General features: G+C 74.8%; 13 protein-coding genes. 2 read left to right on the top strand and 11 right to left on the bottom strand.

The genetic code is table 11. The annotated features are described in order from the left end of the window. Window positions 1–162: 162 nt before the first annotated feature. Both ACTWP5_RS00860 and ACTWP5_RS00855 read left to right on the top strand, forming a co-directional pair. Window positions 163–1,587: a protein kinase domain-containing protein gene (locus ACTWP5_RS00860; RefSeq protein ID WP_443218673.1), complete on the top strand. Its 1,425-nt coding sequence runs from the start codon at window positions 163–165 to the stop codon at window positions 1,585–1,587. Between the two features lie 68 nt (window positions 1,588–1,655). Then, entirely contained in the window at window positions 1,656–2,021 is a 366-nt protein-coding gene (locus ACTWP5_RS00855) for a nucleotide pyrophosphohydrolase (protein ID WP_443218672.1), read from the top strand. 132 nt (window positions 2,022–2,153) lie between these two features. Here the strand turns inward: ACTWP5_RS00855 and ACTWP5_RS00850 are convergent, their stop codons facing one another. The 11 genes from ACTWP5_RS00850 to ACTWP5_RS00800 all read right to left on the bottom strand — a co-directional run bounded on the left by ACTWP5_RS00850 (window position 2,154) and on the right by ACTWP5_RS00800 (window position 18,236). Further along, window positions 2,154–2,954, bottom strand: a complete 801-nt coding sequence (locus ACTWP5_RS00850; RefSeq protein ID WP_443218671.1) for a hypothetical protein — start codon at window positions 2,952–2,954, stop codon at window positions 2,154–2,156. After that, on the bottom strand, window positions 2,951–4,213 hold the full coding sequence (locus tag ACTWP5_RS00845) for a type VII secretion protein EccE (protein WP_443218670.1): 1,263 nt from the start codon (window positions 4,211–4,213) through the stop codon (window positions 2,951–2,953). The genes ACTWP5_RS00850 and ACTWP5_RS00845 overlap by 4 nt, the downstream gene beginning before the upstream one ends. Further along, window positions 4,210–5,709 carry a type VII secretion protein EccB gene (gene eccB / locus ACTWP5_RS00840; RefSeq protein WP_443218669.1) on the bottom strand — a complete coding sequence of 500 codons (1,500 nt, stop codon included), beginning with the start codon at window positions 5,707–5,709 and terminating at the stop codon, window positions 4,210–4,212. Before eccB ends, ACTWP5_RS00845 begins: the two co-directional genes overlap by 4 nt. A gap of 2 nt (window positions 5,710–5,711) precedes the next feature. Then, window positions 5,712–7,211, bottom strand: coding sequence for a S8 family serine peptidase (locus ACTWP5_RS00835; protein WP_443218668.1), 1,500 nt, complete (start codon window positions 7,209–7,211; stop codon window positions 5,712–5,714). 26 nt (window positions 7,212–7,237) lie between these two features. Further along, a complete protein-coding gene (gene eccD, locus ACTWP5_RS00830; protein ID WP_443218667.1) occupies window positions 7,238–8,770 on the bottom strand; it encodes a type VII secretion integral membrane protein EccD in 1,533 nt (510 codons plus the stop codon). Between the two features lie 151 nt (window positions 8,771–8,921). Beyond that, a complete protein-coding gene (gene eccCa / locus ACTWP5_RS00825) occupies window positions 8,922–12,953 on the bottom strand; it encodes a type VII secretion protein EccCa (RefSeq protein ID WP_443218666.1) in 4,032 nt (1,343 codons plus the stop codon). Then, window positions 12,950–15,349: a TPR repeat region-containing protein gene (locus ACTWP5_RS00820; RefSeq protein ID WP_443218665.1), complete on the bottom strand. Its 2,400-nt coding sequence runs from the start codon at window positions 15,347–15,349 to the stop codon at window positions 12,950–12,952. The genes eccCa and ACTWP5_RS00820 overlap by 4 nt, the downstream gene beginning before the upstream one ends. A gap of 51 nt (window positions 15,350–15,400) precedes the next feature. Further along, window positions 15,401–15,739, bottom strand: coding sequence for a hypothetical protein (locus tag ACTWP5_RS00815; protein ID WP_443218664.1), 339 nt, complete (start codon window positions 15,737–15,739; stop codon window positions 15,401–15,403). Between the two features lie 57 nt (window positions 15,740–15,796). Next, the gene (locus tag ACTWP5_RS00810; protein WP_443218663.1) at window positions 15,797–17,437 is read right to left on the bottom strand and encodes a hypothetical protein; all 1,641 of its coding nucleotides are present in this window, start codon (window positions 17,435–17,437) and stop codon (window positions 15,797–15,799) included. 6 nt (window positions 17,438–17,443) lie between these two features. Then, a complete protein-coding gene (locus tag ACTWP5_RS00805) occupies window positions 17,444–17,821 on the bottom strand; it encodes a hypothetical protein (RefSeq protein ID WP_443218662.1) in 378 nt (125 codons plus the stop codon). Window positions 17,822–17,921: 100 nt separating this feature from the next. Further along, complete coding sequence (locus ACTWP5_RS00800; protein WP_443218661.1) at window positions 17,922–18,236, bottom strand: hypothetical protein; 315 nt, start codon at window positions 18,234–18,236, stop codon at window positions 17,922–17,924. Between the last annotated feature and the right edge of the window lie 116 nt (window positions 18,237–18,352).

The following is an 18,352-nucleotide window of genomic DNA, read 5'->3' as shown; positions in this document are numbered from 1 at the left end:
CGTCGAAGACCCACGACCCGCCCGCCAACCACGCACGAGGAGGAACTCTCGGCGGGTTCCGGGGAACGGGCGGACCGCCCCTGCGGTCGTATCGTGACCCCCATCGCGCGCCCGTTCCCCGACAGTGGGGACGGGAGCGTCGGAGACGAGGGAGGCGCGGCAGTGCGAGACCAACTCCTCGGGGACCGTTACCGGTTGGTGAGGGAGCTCGGCGAGGGCGGCATGGGGCAGGTGTGGGAGGCGCAGGACGAGACACTGGGCCGGCCCGTGGCGGTCAAGGTGATCTCCCAGCTCGCCGGCGGCGGAAGCCGCGGCGACGAGGCACGGGCCAGGTTCCTCCGCGAGGCACGGATCACCGCCCAGCTACAGCACCCCAACATCGTCACCATCCACGACCTCGGAGAGACCGGCACCGACGGCGACAGGGCCCCGTTCCTGGTGATGGAGCTGGTGCGAGGCGAGGGCCTGGACGCGATGCTGCGCCGAGACGCCGTCCCTCTGCCGGACGTGGCCCGGTGGGGTGCACAGATATGCGACGCGCTTGCTGACGCCCACGACGCCGGAGTCATGCACCGGGACATCAAGCCCTCCAACATCCTCGTCACGCCGTCCGGCATCGTGAAGGTCCTCGATTTCGGCATCGCGAGAGCCGCCGACCCCTACGCGACCGCGGACCGCCTCACCCAGACCGGCTTCATCGTCGGCACACCCCCCTACATGGCCCCAGAACAGGCGCGAGGCTTCCCCGAACCACGCAGCGACCTGTACGCACTCGGCTGCGTCCTCTTCGAGCTGATCACAGGCCAGCTTCCCTTCCAGGCCCCCGACACCGTGGGCTACCTCTCGGCACACCTCACCCAGGACCCCCTCACGCCCAGCTCGGTGCGGGCGGGCATCCCACCCGCCTGGGACAAGCTCGTGCTGACCCTGCTCCACAAGGATCCCGACCAGCGGCACCCGAGCGCCGCCGACCTCGCCCGGGCACTGCGCCACCTCGGCCGTACATCCGAGCCCGGCGGCGGCCCCGCCACGCCGGCCACGGTCACGCTCCCGCCCCCGGCGCCCACCCGCGGCGCGAGCCGTTCCCCACGGCCGGACACGGCATCGACGCGAACCCGCGCGCGCGACGGCGGGCTGCCCACCGGCACGGGCTCCGCGGTGCCGGAGCGGCCCAGCCTCAGCACCGCGACCGCCGCGACAGCGCTGGCCCTGCTGTGCCTTCCAGCCCTCCTGTTCATGATCTCCAAGACCACGAAGTACCTCCAGGACCCCAGCGCGCCGACCGGGCTGATCGCGGTGAACATGACGGTGGGCATCATGGAGGCGATCGTGCTCGCCACCGGCGCGCTCCTGCTGTTCCGGCGCACGATGGCCGGACGCTGGATGGTCGTGGCAGCCGGTGGCGCGGCGGCTCTGCACTGTGTGAGCGCCAGCGTGCAGTATCAGCTGGTGGGAGGGCCATCAGACGTCGAGACGTTCGCCCACGTCATCGCCCCGCTGACGGCTGTTGCCGCGGTCGCCGCCGTGATCACGGCTCTCCACCCGTCCACCGGCCGTTGGTGCCTTCGCCAAGCGTCTGTCCCGTGATCGTTGGGGTTCCCGACGGGCGGCCGGTGGTGCCGCACGTTGTCGGAGCGTGCTGCTATGGATGGAGCATGACGACGCGTGAACTTCAGGAGGAACTGGCGACGTTCGCCAGGGAGCGGGACTGGGGGCAGTTTCACAACCCGAAGAATCTCGTGATGGCGCTCGCCGGCGAGACGGGTGAGCTGGTGTCGCTGTTCCAGTGGCTGACCGCGGAGGAGTCCGCCTCGGTGATGGCGGATCGGGATCGGGCCGCGGCGGTGAGGGAGGAGATGGCCGACGTCTTCGCCTACCTTCTCCAGCTCGCCGATGTCATCGGGGTCGACCTGGAGGACGCGCTCAGGAGGAAGATCGAGGTGAACAGGAAGCGCTATCCGGTCGCGTTGGCCCGTGGTCGCGCCGACCGGCCGACCACGGGCGAGGACGGAGGCGCGTGACAGTTGCGGCGCTCCGGCGGCTGTCGCCGGGGGACGCCGTCGCGTCCCCCGTCCCGTCTCCCGACCCGCTCGCCGTCCCGTCCCCGGGAGACCGTGGCGGGTGGCCGGTCGCGCGGGCGGAACGGGCGCGGCTCACGTCGGCCGGGCGGGCGGGTCCTGCCGGGACGAGATGCGGGCGCGAGTCTGACCCGGGGTCAGCAGCGCGGTCTCGGCCGGGGCGATGTCGGGGCGGAGCACCTCGGCGCCGTCGGCGCGGAAGAGGATGACCTCGCCCGAGGCGAGCCGCGCCGTGCGCCGTCCCGCCTCCCGGCCCAGCAGCAGCGCGACGGCCGCCGCGTAGGTGGGGCCGAGCGCGAGCAGGGCGTCCGGTGCGTCCCAGAAGCCGGCGCGGCGGGGCGTGCCGCGCGTGACGTGCAGCACCGTGCGCCAGGGCCCGGCCGCGGCGGACGCGGGCGGCGGCCGGTGCTGGTCGCTCACCAGCGCCTGCGGCCCGGCGCCCACGGCCGGAGGAGCGGGCGGCAGCGCCGGCCAGGTGGCCGGGTCCCTCGTGAACGACAGCCGGCCGCCCGCGGCCTGGCGAACCCTCCGCCACTCGGCGGGCAGCCGGGTGTCGGCGGTGACCTGGACGCCGACGGCCAGCAGGCGCAGCGCGACCAGGCGGCAGAAGAGGGATTCCCCCAACACCGCGACGCGCGTGCCGGCGGGCCCCGGCGCCGGCAGGGACACCGGCTTCCCGCCCTGGTCGGTGCCCAGGTGGACGCCGGCCCGGGCGGGGAACAACAGGGGGGCGCCGGTGCGGTCCGCCCCGTCGAGTCCGTGGAGTTCGTCGGGTTCGTCGAGTCCGTCGCGCCAGGTGGTCGCGGGGACGGTGGCCAGGACCTCCCGGCCTGGCGGCTCGGTCCTTCTCGGCTCGGTTCTCCTCGGGCCGCTCATGCCGCCAGCCTCCTGCTCTGGACGAGGCCGCTGGCCTCCACCAGCGAACGGGACGGGTAGGCCAGCGGCAGCGTCGCCAGCAGTCCGGCCCGCTGGTCGGGGAGGGGCGGGCCGGTGACCCGGGCGGCCCGGAGCCGCTCGCGCTCGCGGGCGCAGTGCTGGCCGAGGGTGCTGACCAGCCGGACGGCGGCGCGCACCCGCAGCGTGGGACGGCCGGCGCACAGCTCCTCGACCGTGAGGGTCGCGGCGGTGACGACCCGTTCGGCGGTGCATCCGGCCAGCCCGCCCAGCAGCCGCAGCCAGTCCCCCTGCGTGGCGGTCACGGCGCTCACCGTCGAGTGGGTCGCCGCCCTGCCGGCCCACGCGTCCTTCACCTGGCGGCCCTGGCCCTCCGCGTCGCCGAGCTGCCGCAGCAACTCGCGGGACTCGCCCGCGCCCAGCGGCACGGTGGGCGCGCCCCGAGCGGCCAGCCGGGCGCGCAGCCGCGCGGCCGACGCCGCCACCGCGGCGTGCGCCCCGTTCTCTCCGCCGCCACGTCGGGCCGCCGACTCGGGCGCGTCCAGGGGCTCGTACCGCACCACCAGCCACGAGCGGACCGCGATCGGCCGGCCGCCGTGGGGTAGCTGCCGGTAGGCGAGCGTGGGTTGGTAGCGGTAGTGGAAGTCCCACGGCGGCAGCGCGAACTGCTCGACGAGGAGCTGCGCCGCCGCAGGCCGGGCCGGGTCCTCCGCCAGCCACCGCGCCACGGTGCCCGCCGGGAGGGCGGGCAGCGCGCCGCCCGGGAAGGCGGCGATCACGGCGTGGCCCCGCCCGTCGGAGAGCACGCCGAGGCGGTGCCCCGCCCGTGGCTCGTTCCGGTCGGCGAACTCGGCGACGCCCAAGCTGGGCAGCAGCGTGTGGGCCAGCCCCAGCAGGGCCGGCGAAGGCGGCGGGGGAGAGGCGGACGGCGGCGGTGATGGGGGTGTCGGTGGAGGTGTCGGTGACGGTGGGGGAGGGGGCGGGGGCGGGGCGGCGACGGTCAGGGTGCCTCGGCGCGCACGGTCCAGCACGCGCTGGTCCAACCAGGCGCCGCGCCAGCGGGCCAACGCGCCGGCGGCCAGCGCCACCCCACCGCTCGCGAGGGCGTACCCCCACCCGCCTCCGGCGACCAGCCCGGCGGCGAGTCCGCCGATCCCCGCCTCCACGGCCAGCAGCCGTGCCCGGCCGAAGCCGGCCATGCGCGGCGCGCGCGGCGTGCGGGCGCCCGTCGTGGTGGTCACTGGTCCTCACCCTCCTCCGTCTCGTCGGTCCCCGTCTCGTCGGTGCCCGTCTCGTCGATGCCTGCCGCCTCGGCCCCCGGCGCGGCGCCGCGCTGCTCCTCGGCCGCAGCCAAGGGGTCGAGGAGCGGCCCGGCCGGGAGGAGTTCGGCGTACTCGCGGGGCATCGACGGCGCCTCGGCCGGCGCGTACCCGAGGCGTTGCACGGCCTCCGGCGAGGCGAACGGGTAGGCCATGCCGCTGTCCGTGACCAGCGTGTGGGTGCCGCCGTCGGCCGACGACCCCGTGACGCGGACCAGGGCGCCGGAACCCGGCGGCACGTAGATCCGGTCCAGCAGGCCGAGGGGCACCTCGCCCTCGCTCGCCTCGACCGGCGTCGTCTCCGCCGGCTCCGGCATGGTCCTCGGCAGGTGGACGGTGGACCGCCACGGGGCGTCGCCCTGCTCCCCGCCCGGCGGCGTGCTGACGCACACGGGCTGGTTGCGCTCCAGCTCGGCGGGGGCGGGGAGCCGTTCCGGCCAGGCCTCTTCGCCGGGCGGGAGGCGTTCCTCCGAGGGTGGCCCGTCGGCGGCGTCTGCGAGGCTGATCGGGTGGTCCTCGCCGGCGTGGGCGGCCATCAGCGTGTACACCAGCTCGGAGACGCGTTGTAGCCCGTCCGGCCTGACCACGAAGTACCGCGGGCCGGTGCTGCCCGCCTCGGTGTGGGCGAGGTCGCCGACGCGGGCGTCGAAGGACAGCGCGTCCACGGGGCGATCCCCGGCGCCGGGGACGGTGTCGGGAACGGTGATCTCCGGTGCCTCGGGAACGGTGTCGATGATCTCCCGGGGGAGCAGGACGGGATCGCCCGGCAGGTTCAGCATGCCGAGCGCCTCGGCGGAGAGCGCGTACCGGCGGCCCTCCGTCAGCAGCCACCGGGCGCCGCTCTCGTCCTCCACCAGCACCGTCACGCCGCCGGCCGCAGCCGCGGGCGTCGCGTCGGCGGGGGCGGCGGGGGCGACGCCGGGCACGGCGACGTAGAGCGCGGTGTCCTCCGGCTCGTGGTCGGTCTCGGAGGGGACGGCGCACAGCGTCCACATGCCGTCGAGCAGTTCGTCGCCGTCGGGCAGCGCGTTGGGCGCGCCGGGGATGCCGACCGGCAGGCCGCGCGGTGCCTCGTCGAGCGTCTCCCGCCGCACCTCGGTCGGCCCGCCGCCGCCGGCCAGCAGCGCGGAGGCGAGGTTCAGCGCGGGGTGTACCACGCCGTCCGTGACGACGTACGAGGAGTCGCCGGCCACGACCGCGCCGTTGGCGGGCAGCTCGGGGCCGCGTCCGCCGCCGAGCCAGCCGGCGATGCCGAAGCCGGCCATGACGAGGACGCCGACCGCCACGCCGGCGCCCAGCGAGCGGTTGAGCCGTCGGCGGGGGTCTAGGCGGGCCTCGTCGGTGCCTCGCAGGAGGCTGGTGGTCATGCGGCGGTTGGCGTACGCGTACGCCTCGGCGAGTTCACGTGTCGTGGCCATGGCTACGGTGTCCGGCTCCGGTTCCGGTCTCGGTTTCGGTGGGGAGTGTCGGGGGTGGCGGTCGGGGCGCCGGCCAGCCAGGCGAGGCGGCCGGTGGGCCGTGGCGCGGCGACGCGGGGCGGCGGCGGGTCGTGGGCGTCGTGCGCGTTGTGCGGGCCGTCCGGTTCCGGCGACGCGGGCGCGGGCGCGGTCGCGGACGCGGGAAGGGCAACGGCGCCGGGCCGCCAGCCGCGGCGGGCGGCCCGGCGGACCGCCGGCGCCGCCAGCAGCACCAGGACGACGGCGAGCAGCAGGCCGCCACTCCAGGCGAGGGCCGTGGTCGCGGTCGTGCCGAGCGGCGGCTCGGGGGCGGGCAGGGCCCGCACGGGAATCCGACCGGCGCCCGCCCCGGAACCGTCGCCCCGCCCTTCCTCCCCACCGTTTCCGCCACCGTGGTCACCGAGGTGGGTCAGGGCGCTGTACGGGTCGACGAGGCCGGCGCCGGTGCGGTCGTTCCGCCCGCCCCCCAGCGGCGTGGCCGAGTCGGTCAGCCGGCGCGCCACCTCCGCCGCCGGCAGCTCGGGGAAACGGGACCGCACGAGCGCGGCGGCCCCGGACACCTGGGCGGCGGCGATGCTGGTGCCGCCCTCCTGGCGGTACCCGGAGTCGTCGGGGGCCACGACGGTCAGGTCCGCGTCGCCGAACCCGACCAGATCCACCCAGGGCCCGGCGTTGGAGCCGTCCAGCGGCGCGTGGTCGGCGCCGACGGCGCCGACGGCGAGCACCCCGTCGTAGGCCGCCGGGTACACGCGGGTGTCCGAGTCGGCGGGGATGCCGTCGTTGCCGGCGGCGGCGACCACCACCACGTCCCGGCTGAGGGCGCGTTCGACGGCCTCGCGGATCAGCTCGTCGTCGACCGACCGGCCGAAGGAGAGGTTGATGACGCCCGCCCCGGAATCCACGGCGTCGTCGATGGCCGCCGCGAGCAGCTCGTTGCTGGCGTGTCCGATGTTGCCGACGACGCGGACGGGATAGACGGTGGCGTCCGGCGCCACGCCCACGACCCGGTCGTCGCGACGGTCGGCGGCGATGACGCCCGCGACGGCGGTGCCGTGGCCCGCGCAGTCGGTCGTCGGCCGCGTCCGGCTCTCGTCGAACTCCCGCGGCGCCTGGACGCCGACGAACTCGCTGCCGTCGACGACGGCGTCGGCCAGCTCCGGGTGGTCGGCGTCGACCCCCGAGTCGACGACGGCGACGGTGACGCCCCCGCCCGTGGCCATGTCCCAGGCATGGCGCAGCGCCAACGAGTCGACCAACGGGTGGGTCTCGGCGCCCTCGGGCAGCTCCTCGCCGTCCACCATCTGGTTCCGGCACGGCATGGCGGTCGCCGCGACGGCCGGCGTCGCCGTCGTCAGCAGCGTCGCGACGCCCAGCGCGCCCGCCAGACCGGCACACGCGACGCGGACCGCCACGGCCGTCGTCGTCCCCTTCCCGCTCCCGTGTTCCACGTGAAACCTGCTCACCACGTCTCCTCACCCCTCCCCGAGCCTCAGACCCGCAGGTCCAGCAGCTGGCCGTAGACCTCCCACACGGCCAGCACCAGCGGGACCACGGCCAGCAGCAGCGTCGTCTCGACCACGTCCAGCGCCCGCACCAGCCGTGGGTTCGGCCGGAGCCGGCCGGCGGCCAGCGCCACCCCGCCCGCGACCAGCGCCACCGTCAACGCGGCCGGCAGCGTGACGCCCAACAGCGGCACGCCCTCCGACGCGTGCTCCGCGACGGTCACCGCCGCCGCGCCGGCCGCGCCCACGAGCGCCGCCGCCACCGCCGTCCCGACCTGCCACGCCTCACGGAACAGCCGGGCCCGCAGCAGCATCAGGACGGTCAACGTGCCGCCCAGCACCCCCGTCCACAGCTCCCCCGCCGTGAACAGCACCACCGTCGCCGCACCCGCCACGAGGTGGCTGCCGACCGTCATGCCGCCCAGCAGGCGGCGGGCGGCGGCGACCCGCGCCACCAGCCGCTCGTGGGCCAGCTGACCGGGGAGGCGTTCGAGGTCCTCGGCGACGGCCGCCAGCTGCGGCGCGGGCAGCCGGGCGACGCGCAGCGCGACCGTCGGCCAGAGCGTCGTCAACGCCAAGGCGAGCGGCCCGGCGACCGTGGCGGCCTCGGCCGGGGTGACGTCCCGCCAGATCACGCACACCACCCCGCCCGTCGCGGCGAGGGGTCCTGCCACGGCGAGCGTCACGAACGTGCCGTCCCCGCCCCCGACCAGCACGGGACCGACCACTCCGACGACCGCCACCACCGCGCAGGCCAGCAGCAGGTGCGCGGCGCCGAGCCCCGCCAGGCCGCCGGCCACGTCGCCGCCCCCGCCACTTTCGCCGTCCCCGCCGTTCCCACCGTCCCCGCCGCCGAGCAGCAGCAGCGCGCCCACCACGGCCGGCGCCGCCGCCAGCACCCCGGCGAACGTGCCGGCCCGCAGGTCGCCGAAGCCGCGCGACATCAGCACGGCCACCGCCAGCGTCAGCACGGCCGTCGCCAGGCCGAGCCAGCCGGGCACCGCGCCGGGCGCGGCCGCCAGCGCGGCGCAGCCGGTCAACAGGGCCAGCGCCGCGAGGGCCGCCGCACCACGGCGGGTGGCGGTGGCAGGCCAGGCGCGGCGGACGGCGTGGTCGCCGATGACCTCGACAACGTCGTCGTAGAGCGGCGGGGTCGCGTCGTCGTGGCCGTGGCCGAGGAAGAGCAGCTGGCCCTCGACGACCCCCTGGTCGGTGAGCGAGGCGGCGGCGTCGAGGCGGGTGCCGTCGGAGCGGCGCAGCACCCAGCCGCCGTGGCGCACCCCGCCGTCGGGGCCGGGTTCGGCACCGGCCTGCCGCAGCAGCATCGGCAGCAGCCGCGCGAGGGGGACGGCCGCCGGCACGGCGAGGTCGGCACGGCCGGCGGGGCCGGCCAGCCCGATGCGGACGAACTCCGTGGCGCCCGCCGCGGGGACGGGCGGGGCCGGAGGGGAGGCGCCCGGGTCCGGGCGCGGGTGGAGATGCCGCCGGTTGATGGTCAGGGTCTCTTCGCTGCCGCTCATGGGAACGTCCCGGTCAGGTCAGTCGGGTCAGGTCTGCGGAAGGGCCGTCATTCGTGGTGCGTCGTTCGTCGTTCCGTGGTGCGTCGTGCGTCGTGCGGGGTGTACCGCGTGCGGTTCGTTGGACCACGTGGCCGTTCGCGGGGGCGCGGGGTCAGTCGGTGGGCGGGGCGTTCCGTAGCGGGGAGTCCTCGCGGGCCAGCTGCACGGGCACGTTGCCGAGCCTGCGGTGGAGCAGCAGGCCGCGCCCCCGGGGCCGGTCGGCCGGCCTGACGCCCCAGATGGGCATCTCGTCCTTGGGGATGCTGAGCAGCACCACGGGGTAGTTCAGCTCCCTCATGCGCCCGAGCACCGGGTCCATCGTGGCGCGTGAGGCGCCGCCGGCCTGGCGGGTGACGAGGAGGTGCAGGCCCATGGCGCGGGCGTGTGGCAGGTAGTCCACGAGCGGGGCGAGGGGGTTGCCGCGCGAGGTGGCGACGAGGTCGTAGTCGTCGACGAGGAGGTAGATCTCGGGGCCGGTCCACCAGGAGCGGTCCCGCAGCTGCTCGGGCGTCACGTCGGTGCCCGGCACCCGCTTCCTCAGGCCCTCGGCGAGGCCGCCCACCACCGAGTGGGACCGTTCCTCCGTCGTCGCGTACCCCAGCAGGTGCGGCCCGTCGAACTCGCGCAGCATCGTCATCCGGTGGTCGAGCACGATCAGCTTCGCCTGCTCGGGCGTGTGCCGCTCGACGATCTGGCGGGCGACGGAGCGCAGCAGGCCGGTCTTGCCGGTCTCGCTGTCGCCGATGACGATCAGGCCGGCGTCCTCGCCGGGCGTGAGCACGACGGGCTCCAGCCGGTTGCCCTCCAGGCCGATCGCGACGCCAGGACGTCCCGCGAGCCGCGCCGCCTCCCCCGCCGCCCCGGCAGGCAGCGCCGCCGGGCTCCAGGTCGTCGGCAGCAGCCGCACCCTCGGCGCGCGGGGCCCGGTCCACGCCTCGTCGACGCGCCGCACCAGGTCGGCCACGCCGGCGGCGAGCCCGTCGGCCGAGGCGACGCCGTCCACGCGCGGCGCGGCGGTCAGGAAGTGCAGCTTCTCGGCCGTGACGCCGCGTCCCGGACGGTCGGCGGGCACGGCGCGCTGCGCCTTGCGGTCGACCTCGGAGTCGAGGGCGTCGCCGAGCTTCAGCTCCACCTTGGTCCCCAACAGGTCGCGCATGCCCATGCGCATGTCCATCCAGCGGTTGCCGGTGACGACCAGGTGGATGCCGTAGGTCAGCATCCGCCCGGCCACGCCCATCAGCAGCTCCTCGATCTCCGGGTAGCTCTGCCGCAGCACCTGCCAGCCGTCCACGACGAGGAAGACGTCGCCGAACGGGTCCTCGTGATCGGCGGTGTCTTCGGCGCGTGCGGCGCGGTAGGCGGCCATCGACTCCACGCCGTGCTCGCGGAAGCGCTGCTCCCGCGTCTCCATCAGCTCCAGCACCTCGGCGACCGTCCGCATCACCTGCTCGCGGTCGAGCCGGCTCGCGACGCCGCCGACGTGCGGCAGGCCGGCGAGGGCGAAGAGCGTGCCGGAGAAGTCCAGGCAGTAGAACTGCACCTCGCGCGGCGTGTGGCGGAGCGCGAGCGACGCGATCATGGCGGCGACCGTCGTCGACTTGCCGCTGTGCGGGCCGCCGACGACGGCGACGTGCCCGCCGGCGCCGGTGAGGTCGAGCCGCAGCGGGTCGCGGCGCTGGTGGAACGGCTTGTCGACGATGCCGATGACGGCGGTGAGCGGGGAGCGGGTGGGGGCGGCGCCGAAGCCGCGCCCCTCCCGGACCGTGAGCTCGCCGAGGAGCGCGTCGAGCGGCGCGGGCTCGTCCAGCGGGGGCAGCCACACCTGGTGCGCCTGCGGGCCGTGGCCGACCATGCCGTCGACCATCACGGACAGCACGGTGGTGCCGAGTTCCTCGTCCTCGCCGAACTCGTCGGGCTGGGGCTCGGATCCCGGGGCCGGCGCGGGCTCGGCCGCCGGCCGCTCCTCCGCCGGCACCGGCACGAACGTCGCGGGGAACGGCCGCACCTCCAACGCCCCACCGAGCCTCGGGCCGCCGCCCTCCTCGCCCGTGCTGTACGGGCCGGAGACGTAGGCGGCGCGGAAGCGTCTCAGGCTCTCGTTGCCGGTGAGCCGCAGATAGCCGTGGCCCGGGGCGCTGGGGAGGTGGTGGGCGTCGGGGACGCCGATGGCGGTGCGGCTCTCGGCCTCCGAGAAGGTGCGCAGCCCGACGCGGTAGGACAGGTGCGCCTCCAGGCCCCGCAGCCGGCCCTCCTCCAGGCGCTGCGAGGCCAGCAGCAGGTGCAGGCCGAGGGAGCGGCCCAGCCGCCCGATCTGCACGAACAGCTCGACGAAGTCCGGCTTCTGGGCCAGCAGCTCGGAGAACTCGTCGACGACGATGAACAGGCTCGGCAACGGCGGCAGGTTCGCGCCGCGCTGCCGGGCGCGCTCGTAGTCCCGTATCGACTGGAGGTTGCCGGCGTCGCGCAGCACCTCCTGGCGGCGGTTGATCTCTCCGGCCAACGCCTCCTGCATGCGGTCGACCATCGTCAGGTCGTCCTCGAGGTTCGTGATCACCGCCGCCACGTGGGGCAGCCCCGCCATGCCCGCGAACGTCGCGCCGCCCTTGAAGTCGACGAGGACGAGGTTGAGGTGGTCCGACGGATGGGTGGCGGCCATCCCGAGGACGAGGGTCCGCAGCAGTTCGGACTTCCCCGAGCCCGTCGCGCCGACGAGGAGACCGTGCGGGCCCATGCCGTTCTGCGCCGACTCCTTGATGTCCAGCTCCAGGGCCCCGCCCTCGGTCGTCACCCCGATCGGCACGCGAAGGCGGTCGCGCAGCGGGCGGTGCCGCCAGAGCGTCGGGAGGTCCAGCTCGCCGGGATCGGCGATGCCGAGGAGGGAGGGGAGGGTGTTGACGGCCGTGGTGAGGTCCTCGCCGTCGGCGGGCGTGGCCGACGTGTCGACGCGGAACCGCGTGACCAGCGCGGCCAGCGCCTCGGTCTCGGCGACCGACAGGCCGTCCGCCCGGCCCAGTTCGTCGCGGGCGTCCTCGGCGAGAACGGTCAGCCGCCCGCGGTCGGCGTCGGCCTCCAGCCGCACGCCGTGCGCCTCGACGAGCGGCCCGGCGGTCCGGCCACCCACGTCGAGGACCGTGACGGCCTGGAGGCCGCCCGGGTCGGTCATGGCCTCGACTCCCGTGACGAGGCCGCCGTCGAGGACGAGGAGGAGGTGCGGCAGCTCCGGGTCGGGCTCGGCGTCGCGGTGGAACCGGGCGCGGCGCGTCAGCTCGGGCCCGAGCTGCTCCTCCAGCACGCCGAGCACCGGGTGCATCATCCGCACGGGCCCGGCGTGGTCGACGTCGGTCGGGTGGTGCGCGTGCGGCAGCCACTTCGCCCACGACCAGTCGGGGGACTCGACGTCGGGGGTGCAGACCAGCACGCGCAGGTCACGGGGGGAGTGGAAGGTGACGGCGTGCGCCACGACCGCGCGGGCCAGCGCCCGCGCGCCGTCGCCCGTGAACGCGACGGCGGCGAAGCGGCGCAGCGCGAGCAGGACCGGCAGCTCGGGCACGACGGCGTGCGTGTCGACGAAACGGCGCAGCGCCACGGCGCTGAGCGGGTCGAGGTCCTCGACGGGCGCGGTCTCGGCGGCGACGAGCGGCGTCGCCAGGAACCGGGGCCCGGACCCGATCCGCACCACCCCGAAGTCGGCGTCGCCGGCCCGCCGCTCCCACAGACGGCGGCTGTCGGCCACCGACCACAGGACGCCCGGGTCGGGGGCGTTCCACTCCAGCACCTCGCGCTGTTGGGCGGCGGTGCGCCGCACCTCGGCGCGGGTGCGCTCCAGGTAACGGAGGTACTCGCGGCGCTCGTTGCGCGCCTGGCTCCTGGCCGTGCTGCGCTGCCGGACGACGGAGCCGACGACCATCGCGACGCAGGAGACGAGGAAGAGCGTGCCGACGATGTAGCCGATCGGGCCCCGGCCGATCGTGATCATGTAGAGGACGGAGCCGAGCCCGCTGAGCGCGGGCAGCGCGGTCATCCAGGCGTTGGAGTCCTCGGGCTGCGGCAGCGGCGGCGGAGCCTGGAGCACGAGCTCCCTCTCCGGCACGACGGGCTGCGCGGCGCGCGGGGGGCGGCGGAGGATGGTGGTGGGGGAGGTCATTCGCGGGGCCCTCCCTCTCTGGTGGCCTCGTCGTCCTCGTTGCTGGCCGGTCCCGCCGCGTCGTCAAACCCCTCGGTGTACGAGCCGAGGAAGTGGCCCAGTTGTCCCTTCCTCATGTTCTCGTTCAGGCCATCGATGTAGCCCAGCGTGAACTTTCCGCCGTTCAGGTGGGGCCGCTGGCTTCTCTGGTCGCCGGTGTTCTCGTAGTTGGCGAGGACCGCCGCATCGATGATGGCCGTCTCGCCCGGGAGATCCCGCCACCGTCTTAGGCTCCACTCGTTGCGCACCTCCTCCGCCTTCGCCCTTTCCTCCGCGCTGGCGCCGACCGTGTCGTTCCAGATTCCCGCTCCCTTGTCGATGGCGAGACCCGTGGAGATGGCCGCCGGGTGCGGGACCAGGGTGAGGGCTGCGCCGCCGAGTTCGACAACCTTGGCTACGGAGGTCCACGGGGTGGAGCTGTCCGGTGCGATGGTCTGTGTGTAGGCCACGGTGCCCGCGATGGTGCCGATGTTCTTGAAGGTGGACGGGTCCGGACCGTTGCGGAAGGCGTCGCGCGCGGTCTCCGCCTGCCACATAGTGACATCGCGGTAGAAGTTGTCCCTGACGGAGCCGCCGGCGTCGTGCATGAGACGGAACAGACCGTTTCGCTCCTCGGAGCTGAACTCGAACCCCCAGTGGTATTTCGTGTCGTTGATCGTCCACCCGGTATCGGGCCAGAGGCCCGTCTGGCCGCTCTGAGAGATCATGTCCATGTAGTGAATGCCCGTACGGCCAATGGATGCCTGGAGCGGACCGAGGTCCGCCCCCTGGGGGCCACCGAAGGCCGAGTGGTCCCTGCCGAGGATGACGTCGTTGTGGTTCGCGGCGTACCTGAGCACCTCGTAGCCGGCAGTGACGTACTTCCTGGCCTCGGCGCTTGTCGGGTCGGTCCCCTCGGGGATGATCGTGCCCGAGTGAACCATGGCGGCAGCGCCACGACTGTCGTCCCATCCGAGGGAGAGAAGATCCTCACGGAAGCCCTTCTCGTTCAACAGGTCGGCGGCGACTCCCGTGTTCAGCGAAGCGGCCTGGAGCAGCCCGCTGCCCCCCAGGTTCTCGAACTGTCCGGACGGCGAGATGTGGGCCATCTGTGCGGGGAACTGCTTCTCGAACTGCACGGCGTTCCGTGCCAGGGACTCGGAGAAGGCGTCGCCCGAGGCGATGGTCGCGTTCGACATGAGCTCGCCGAATCCGTTGTAGTTGCGCATCGCGTCGAGGAAACGGCTGGGATCCTCCCGGGCGCGGAGCAGGTCCTCGTCCTTCAGGTAAGCGAGATCCTGTAGCCAGCCCGGGACGTTCGAGTGAGCCCCGAGTTGGGGCGTCAGTCCGTTGATCTCGGGGTTGTACAGCATGTTGATGCCGTTGGCGATGTTCTGCTTCGCCCCGGTGAACTGGTCCCGGTCAGGGCTTCCCAGAACCCCGAGCCTTCCGACCGACGCGGCGTCCAGGTTGCTGTAGAACTCCTGGAGATAGGCCCGTTCCGCAGGCGTCAGGTCCCGCTGAGGATCGCCCTCGACGCCCTCGCCGTAGATGCTCTCCGCGATGGATCGCAGTCCCTTGGTGTAGAACGCCACCCTCTGGGGATCGGGAGTCCCTGCCCGTAGCTCTTCCTTGAGTCTGGTGGCGGCGTACCGCGCCATCTGGGGGGTCATGAACAGCCTGAACGGACCCTCGCCGAGGTTGTAGCCCAGTTCCGCGAGTTCGCCGGCCGCCGCCGTCATGTGGTGGCGGTAGTAGTTGATCTCGTCCCGGATCTGCTTGTCGGCCCAGCCGGCGTCCGAGACCGCGCGCCTGAGGTAGCTCTCCCTGATCTCGTCGGCCAGCCACTGCGGGAGGCCCTGCCGGGAGACCGTCACCTGCCGCCCGTCGTAGGAGATGGTGACGTTGGGGTCCTCCGCTCGGCCCACGTGCAGGTTCGCGTGGTTGAGCGCCGCGTTCCAGCCGTTCCACTTGGCCTGGGCCTCTGCCTGGTGGGCGGCCAGTTGGCGGTTCATCCATCCGATGTGCTTCTGGTTGTTCTGCTCGGCGTCGAGCGCGCGGTTCATGCCGCGGATGATGTGGGTGACCACGGCGTCGATGTCGTCGCCACCGCGTTGCAGCGCCCGGTGGGTCTCCTGGTAACGGCCGTTCCTGACCAGTGAGGAACCGTTCAGGCTTCCGGCGTCCTCCGATGCCTCGGTGGCTCGCCTGGCCAGGTCGTCGACGTTGCGCGCCTCGGCCGAGGCGCGTGCGTACGCGGCGGCGGTGCCGGCCATGGACTCGGTGTCGATCTCCTCGGCGAACGTCCGCTGACCGGTCCACGGCTTCTTTCCCCGAGCCTCCACGTCCTCCCACGTGAAGCTGCGGAACACGCTCATGCCTCTCTCCTCCCCTCCGTGAACGGCCCGTCGCCCACCACGCGGGCCCTCCTACACGCCGTCGGCGACGCCCCGGTCGGCGGCGACGGACGCGGCGCCGAGCGCCTGTCCGGCGGCGGCGTCCATCTCCTCGCCGGTGATGGCGACGACCTGGTCGGCGGCGGCCATGTTGTTCCGGCCCTCCTCCGCCTGGGCGATGCCCCGGGCCTGCTTGTCGCGGGTGGCCTCCAGCGCCCTGGGGAACGCGTCGGCCCCGCCGTAACCCGCCGCGTTCACCTCGGTCTGGCTCAGGTAGCGGCGGGCACCCTCCGCGGCGTCGGCGGTGTTGGCGTTCTGACGCGCTCCGTCGCGGAAGCCCTCCGGCAGGTAGTACAGGCCGTCCGTGGTCATGGTGGTCCTCTCCTCTCCGCGTCTCGTGGCTGCTCGCTGCTCGCTGCACGCTGCTCGTTACTCGCCCAGCACGCCGCGCGTGGCGTTCCGGCGGGGCGACCAGACCTCGGGGTTCTCGGTCAGGTCGGTCGGGCGGTGGTGGTGTTGGTCCTCGTCCCGGTCCCGGGCCTGGCTCCGGGCGGCGGCCCCAGCCGCCGGTCCCGGGGGCGTGGCGCCGGGGCGGGCCGTCAGCTGGTGGCGGGTGGCGGTGTCCGTCGGGCGGGCCTGCCAGGTGCGGGCCGGCTCCGTGACGGCACGGGCCCCCGCGCGCGCGGCGGTGCCGGCGCGGCCGGTGCCGTTGCCCGTGGCACCGACGGGCGGCGCGGCGGCGCTCGGCGGGACGAGCGCCCGGCCGCCCGGCACGACCGGCCCGTGCGGGACACGGCCGGGACCGTGGACACCGTGCACGCCGGGGAACGCGGTCCGCGGCGCCCGCGTCCCGGCCGCCCCCGGCCGGGTCACCGTGCCGCGCGCGCCGCCCGCCGCCGGCGGGGGAACGTACGGCCGGCCGCCCTGCGCCGCCTCGCGCAGCGCGAACCGCGAGGCAACCTGTGCCCGTTGGCCCAGGTTGTGCACGGCCTGCCGCATGACCTGCTGCCTGGCCGGCCCGGTGTTGCCGATGCTCGGCGGCACCACACCCCCGTACAGGCCCGCGAGCGAGGCCGCACCGGCGGCCCCGGCCCCGGCGGCGGCCGCGCCGGCCGCGCCGGCGGCGCCGACCGAGGCCGCGACCAGCCCGCCGCCCGAGGCGATCGCGCCCGGCCCGTTGCCCAGGCCCGACAGCCGCGTCGCGTACTCCGTCACCTCGCCGAACGGCTGACCCGTCACCGGGTCGATCCACCGGCCGGCCACCGGGTCGAACTCCCTGCCCGTCGCCGGGTCGACGAGGAACCCCGTCGTGGGGCTCTGCACCCAGCCGGCGAAGTCGCCGTGTTCGGGCCCCAGCACGCTCGACGACGGATACGAGCCCGCGCCGATCACACTGCCGTTGGGGGCCTCGTGGTCCGCGGGCGTCACCGCGCCGGCCGCCCCCCACGCGCCGCCGCCGGACGCCACGGCGCCGCCGGCACCGCCCGCCGCCATGGCACCGGCGGCGCCGCCCGCCGCCGCGCCCACGCCCGTCGGAGCCGCACCCGAGCCGGCGCCACCCTCCGGCGCCGACGGCGGCGTCCCGCCGATGACCTGGGCGAACTCCGCCGCCAAGTCGTCGAGTTCCTGCTGCGCCTCCCCGAGGAGCCGCTGCTTCTCCCCCTCCGCGAAACGGTTGGTCTCCATGTGCGCCCGGCCGTCGGGGAGGCTCTCGGCACGCTCGAAGCGCCACGACTCGATCTCGCGGAACTTGACGTCCAGCTCCTCCGCCCGCTCGGTGGCCCGCGCCGAGCGCTCCGCCGAACGGGTGAGCTGGTCCGAGATCTGCCGGGCCACCGCGCCCGCGCCCTCGGCCCAGGAACTCGTCGCCCGCAACCGGTCGGAGAGCTCCAGCAGGCCGACGCCCGGCTCGCTCTCCGCCTCCGAGGCGGTGTTCGACAGCGCGCCGCTCTCCGCTCCGGCCGCGTTGGCCAGGGCCAGCCACGCGCCGGCGGCCACCCGCATCGTGTAGTGCTGGCTGCTGAAGATGCTGTCGACCGTTCGTCTGAACGAGGCGTCAGAGTCGGTCATGGCACGTCACCTTCCCCCGTCAACGCGGACCGGCTGCTGCGGGCTGCCGTGGTCGAGGCCGCCGACGAACGCCGCCAGGGCGTCGCGCTGGGCGCGGGTGAGCGTGCTCCGCGCCTCGGCGTCGGTGAACCTCCCGACCTCGGCCGCCTCGTGGGCGCTGTCCCGGATCGACCGGACGGTCTCGCCGGCCCGGTGCACGACGTCGAACATCGCGGTGGCCGCGTCCTGGAGGGCGCGGGCCGCCTGGCCGGCGTTCGGCACCTGGCCGAACATCGCCGGGTCGGACGCGAGCCGCCCGACGAGCGCCCTCATGCGCGCGAACTCGTCGCGTTCGCCCGCGCCGTTCTCGGCCCTCCGCAGGCCGTCGAAGTTCATGGTGGTCATGTGGCTGTCTCCCTGGTGGCTCCAGCTCCCCGGTTTCCGGGCCCGCTCCGGGCTCCGGCTCGGACCTCGGTTCCGGGCTCCGCCTCGCGCGCCGCCAACGTCAGACCGCGCCGCCCGCCGCGGCCCGGACCATCTGGGCGCCGCCCTCGTTGCCGATCTGCTGCACGTCGCGGACCGCGCCGTTCTGCGCCGTCACGCCCTCGTCGTAGCCGGCGGCCTCGCGCCGGAAGATCTGGTCGCGTTCGGTGACCACGGCGCCGATCTGGGCGTCCACGTCGCCGCGCTCCACGAGGCCCATGAGCTGGCTGCGGACGCTCTCCCAGATCTCGATGTATCGCTGCTGCTGACCGGCGGTCGTCGACTGGATGGTGTCCAGCTCGCCGTTCCGGAAGTGGATGACGCCTCCGTAGGTCATGACTGTCGTCCTCCCTGTGCCGCGCGGTGTCCTTCCCCGCGGGTTCTGCCGTGCGTGGAGCGTGCTGTGGTGTGCGTGCTGCGTGGTGCGCGCCGCGTCGTGCGCGGTGCGCCGTT

The organism is Streptomyces sp. 4N509B (assembly GCF_052245655.1).
GTDB lineage: Bacteria > Actinomycetota > Actinomycetes > Streptomycetales > Streptomycetaceae > Streptomyces.
Note: the sequence above shows the minus strand (reverse complement) of the source record. Positions and strands in the feature narration are given on the sequence as shown.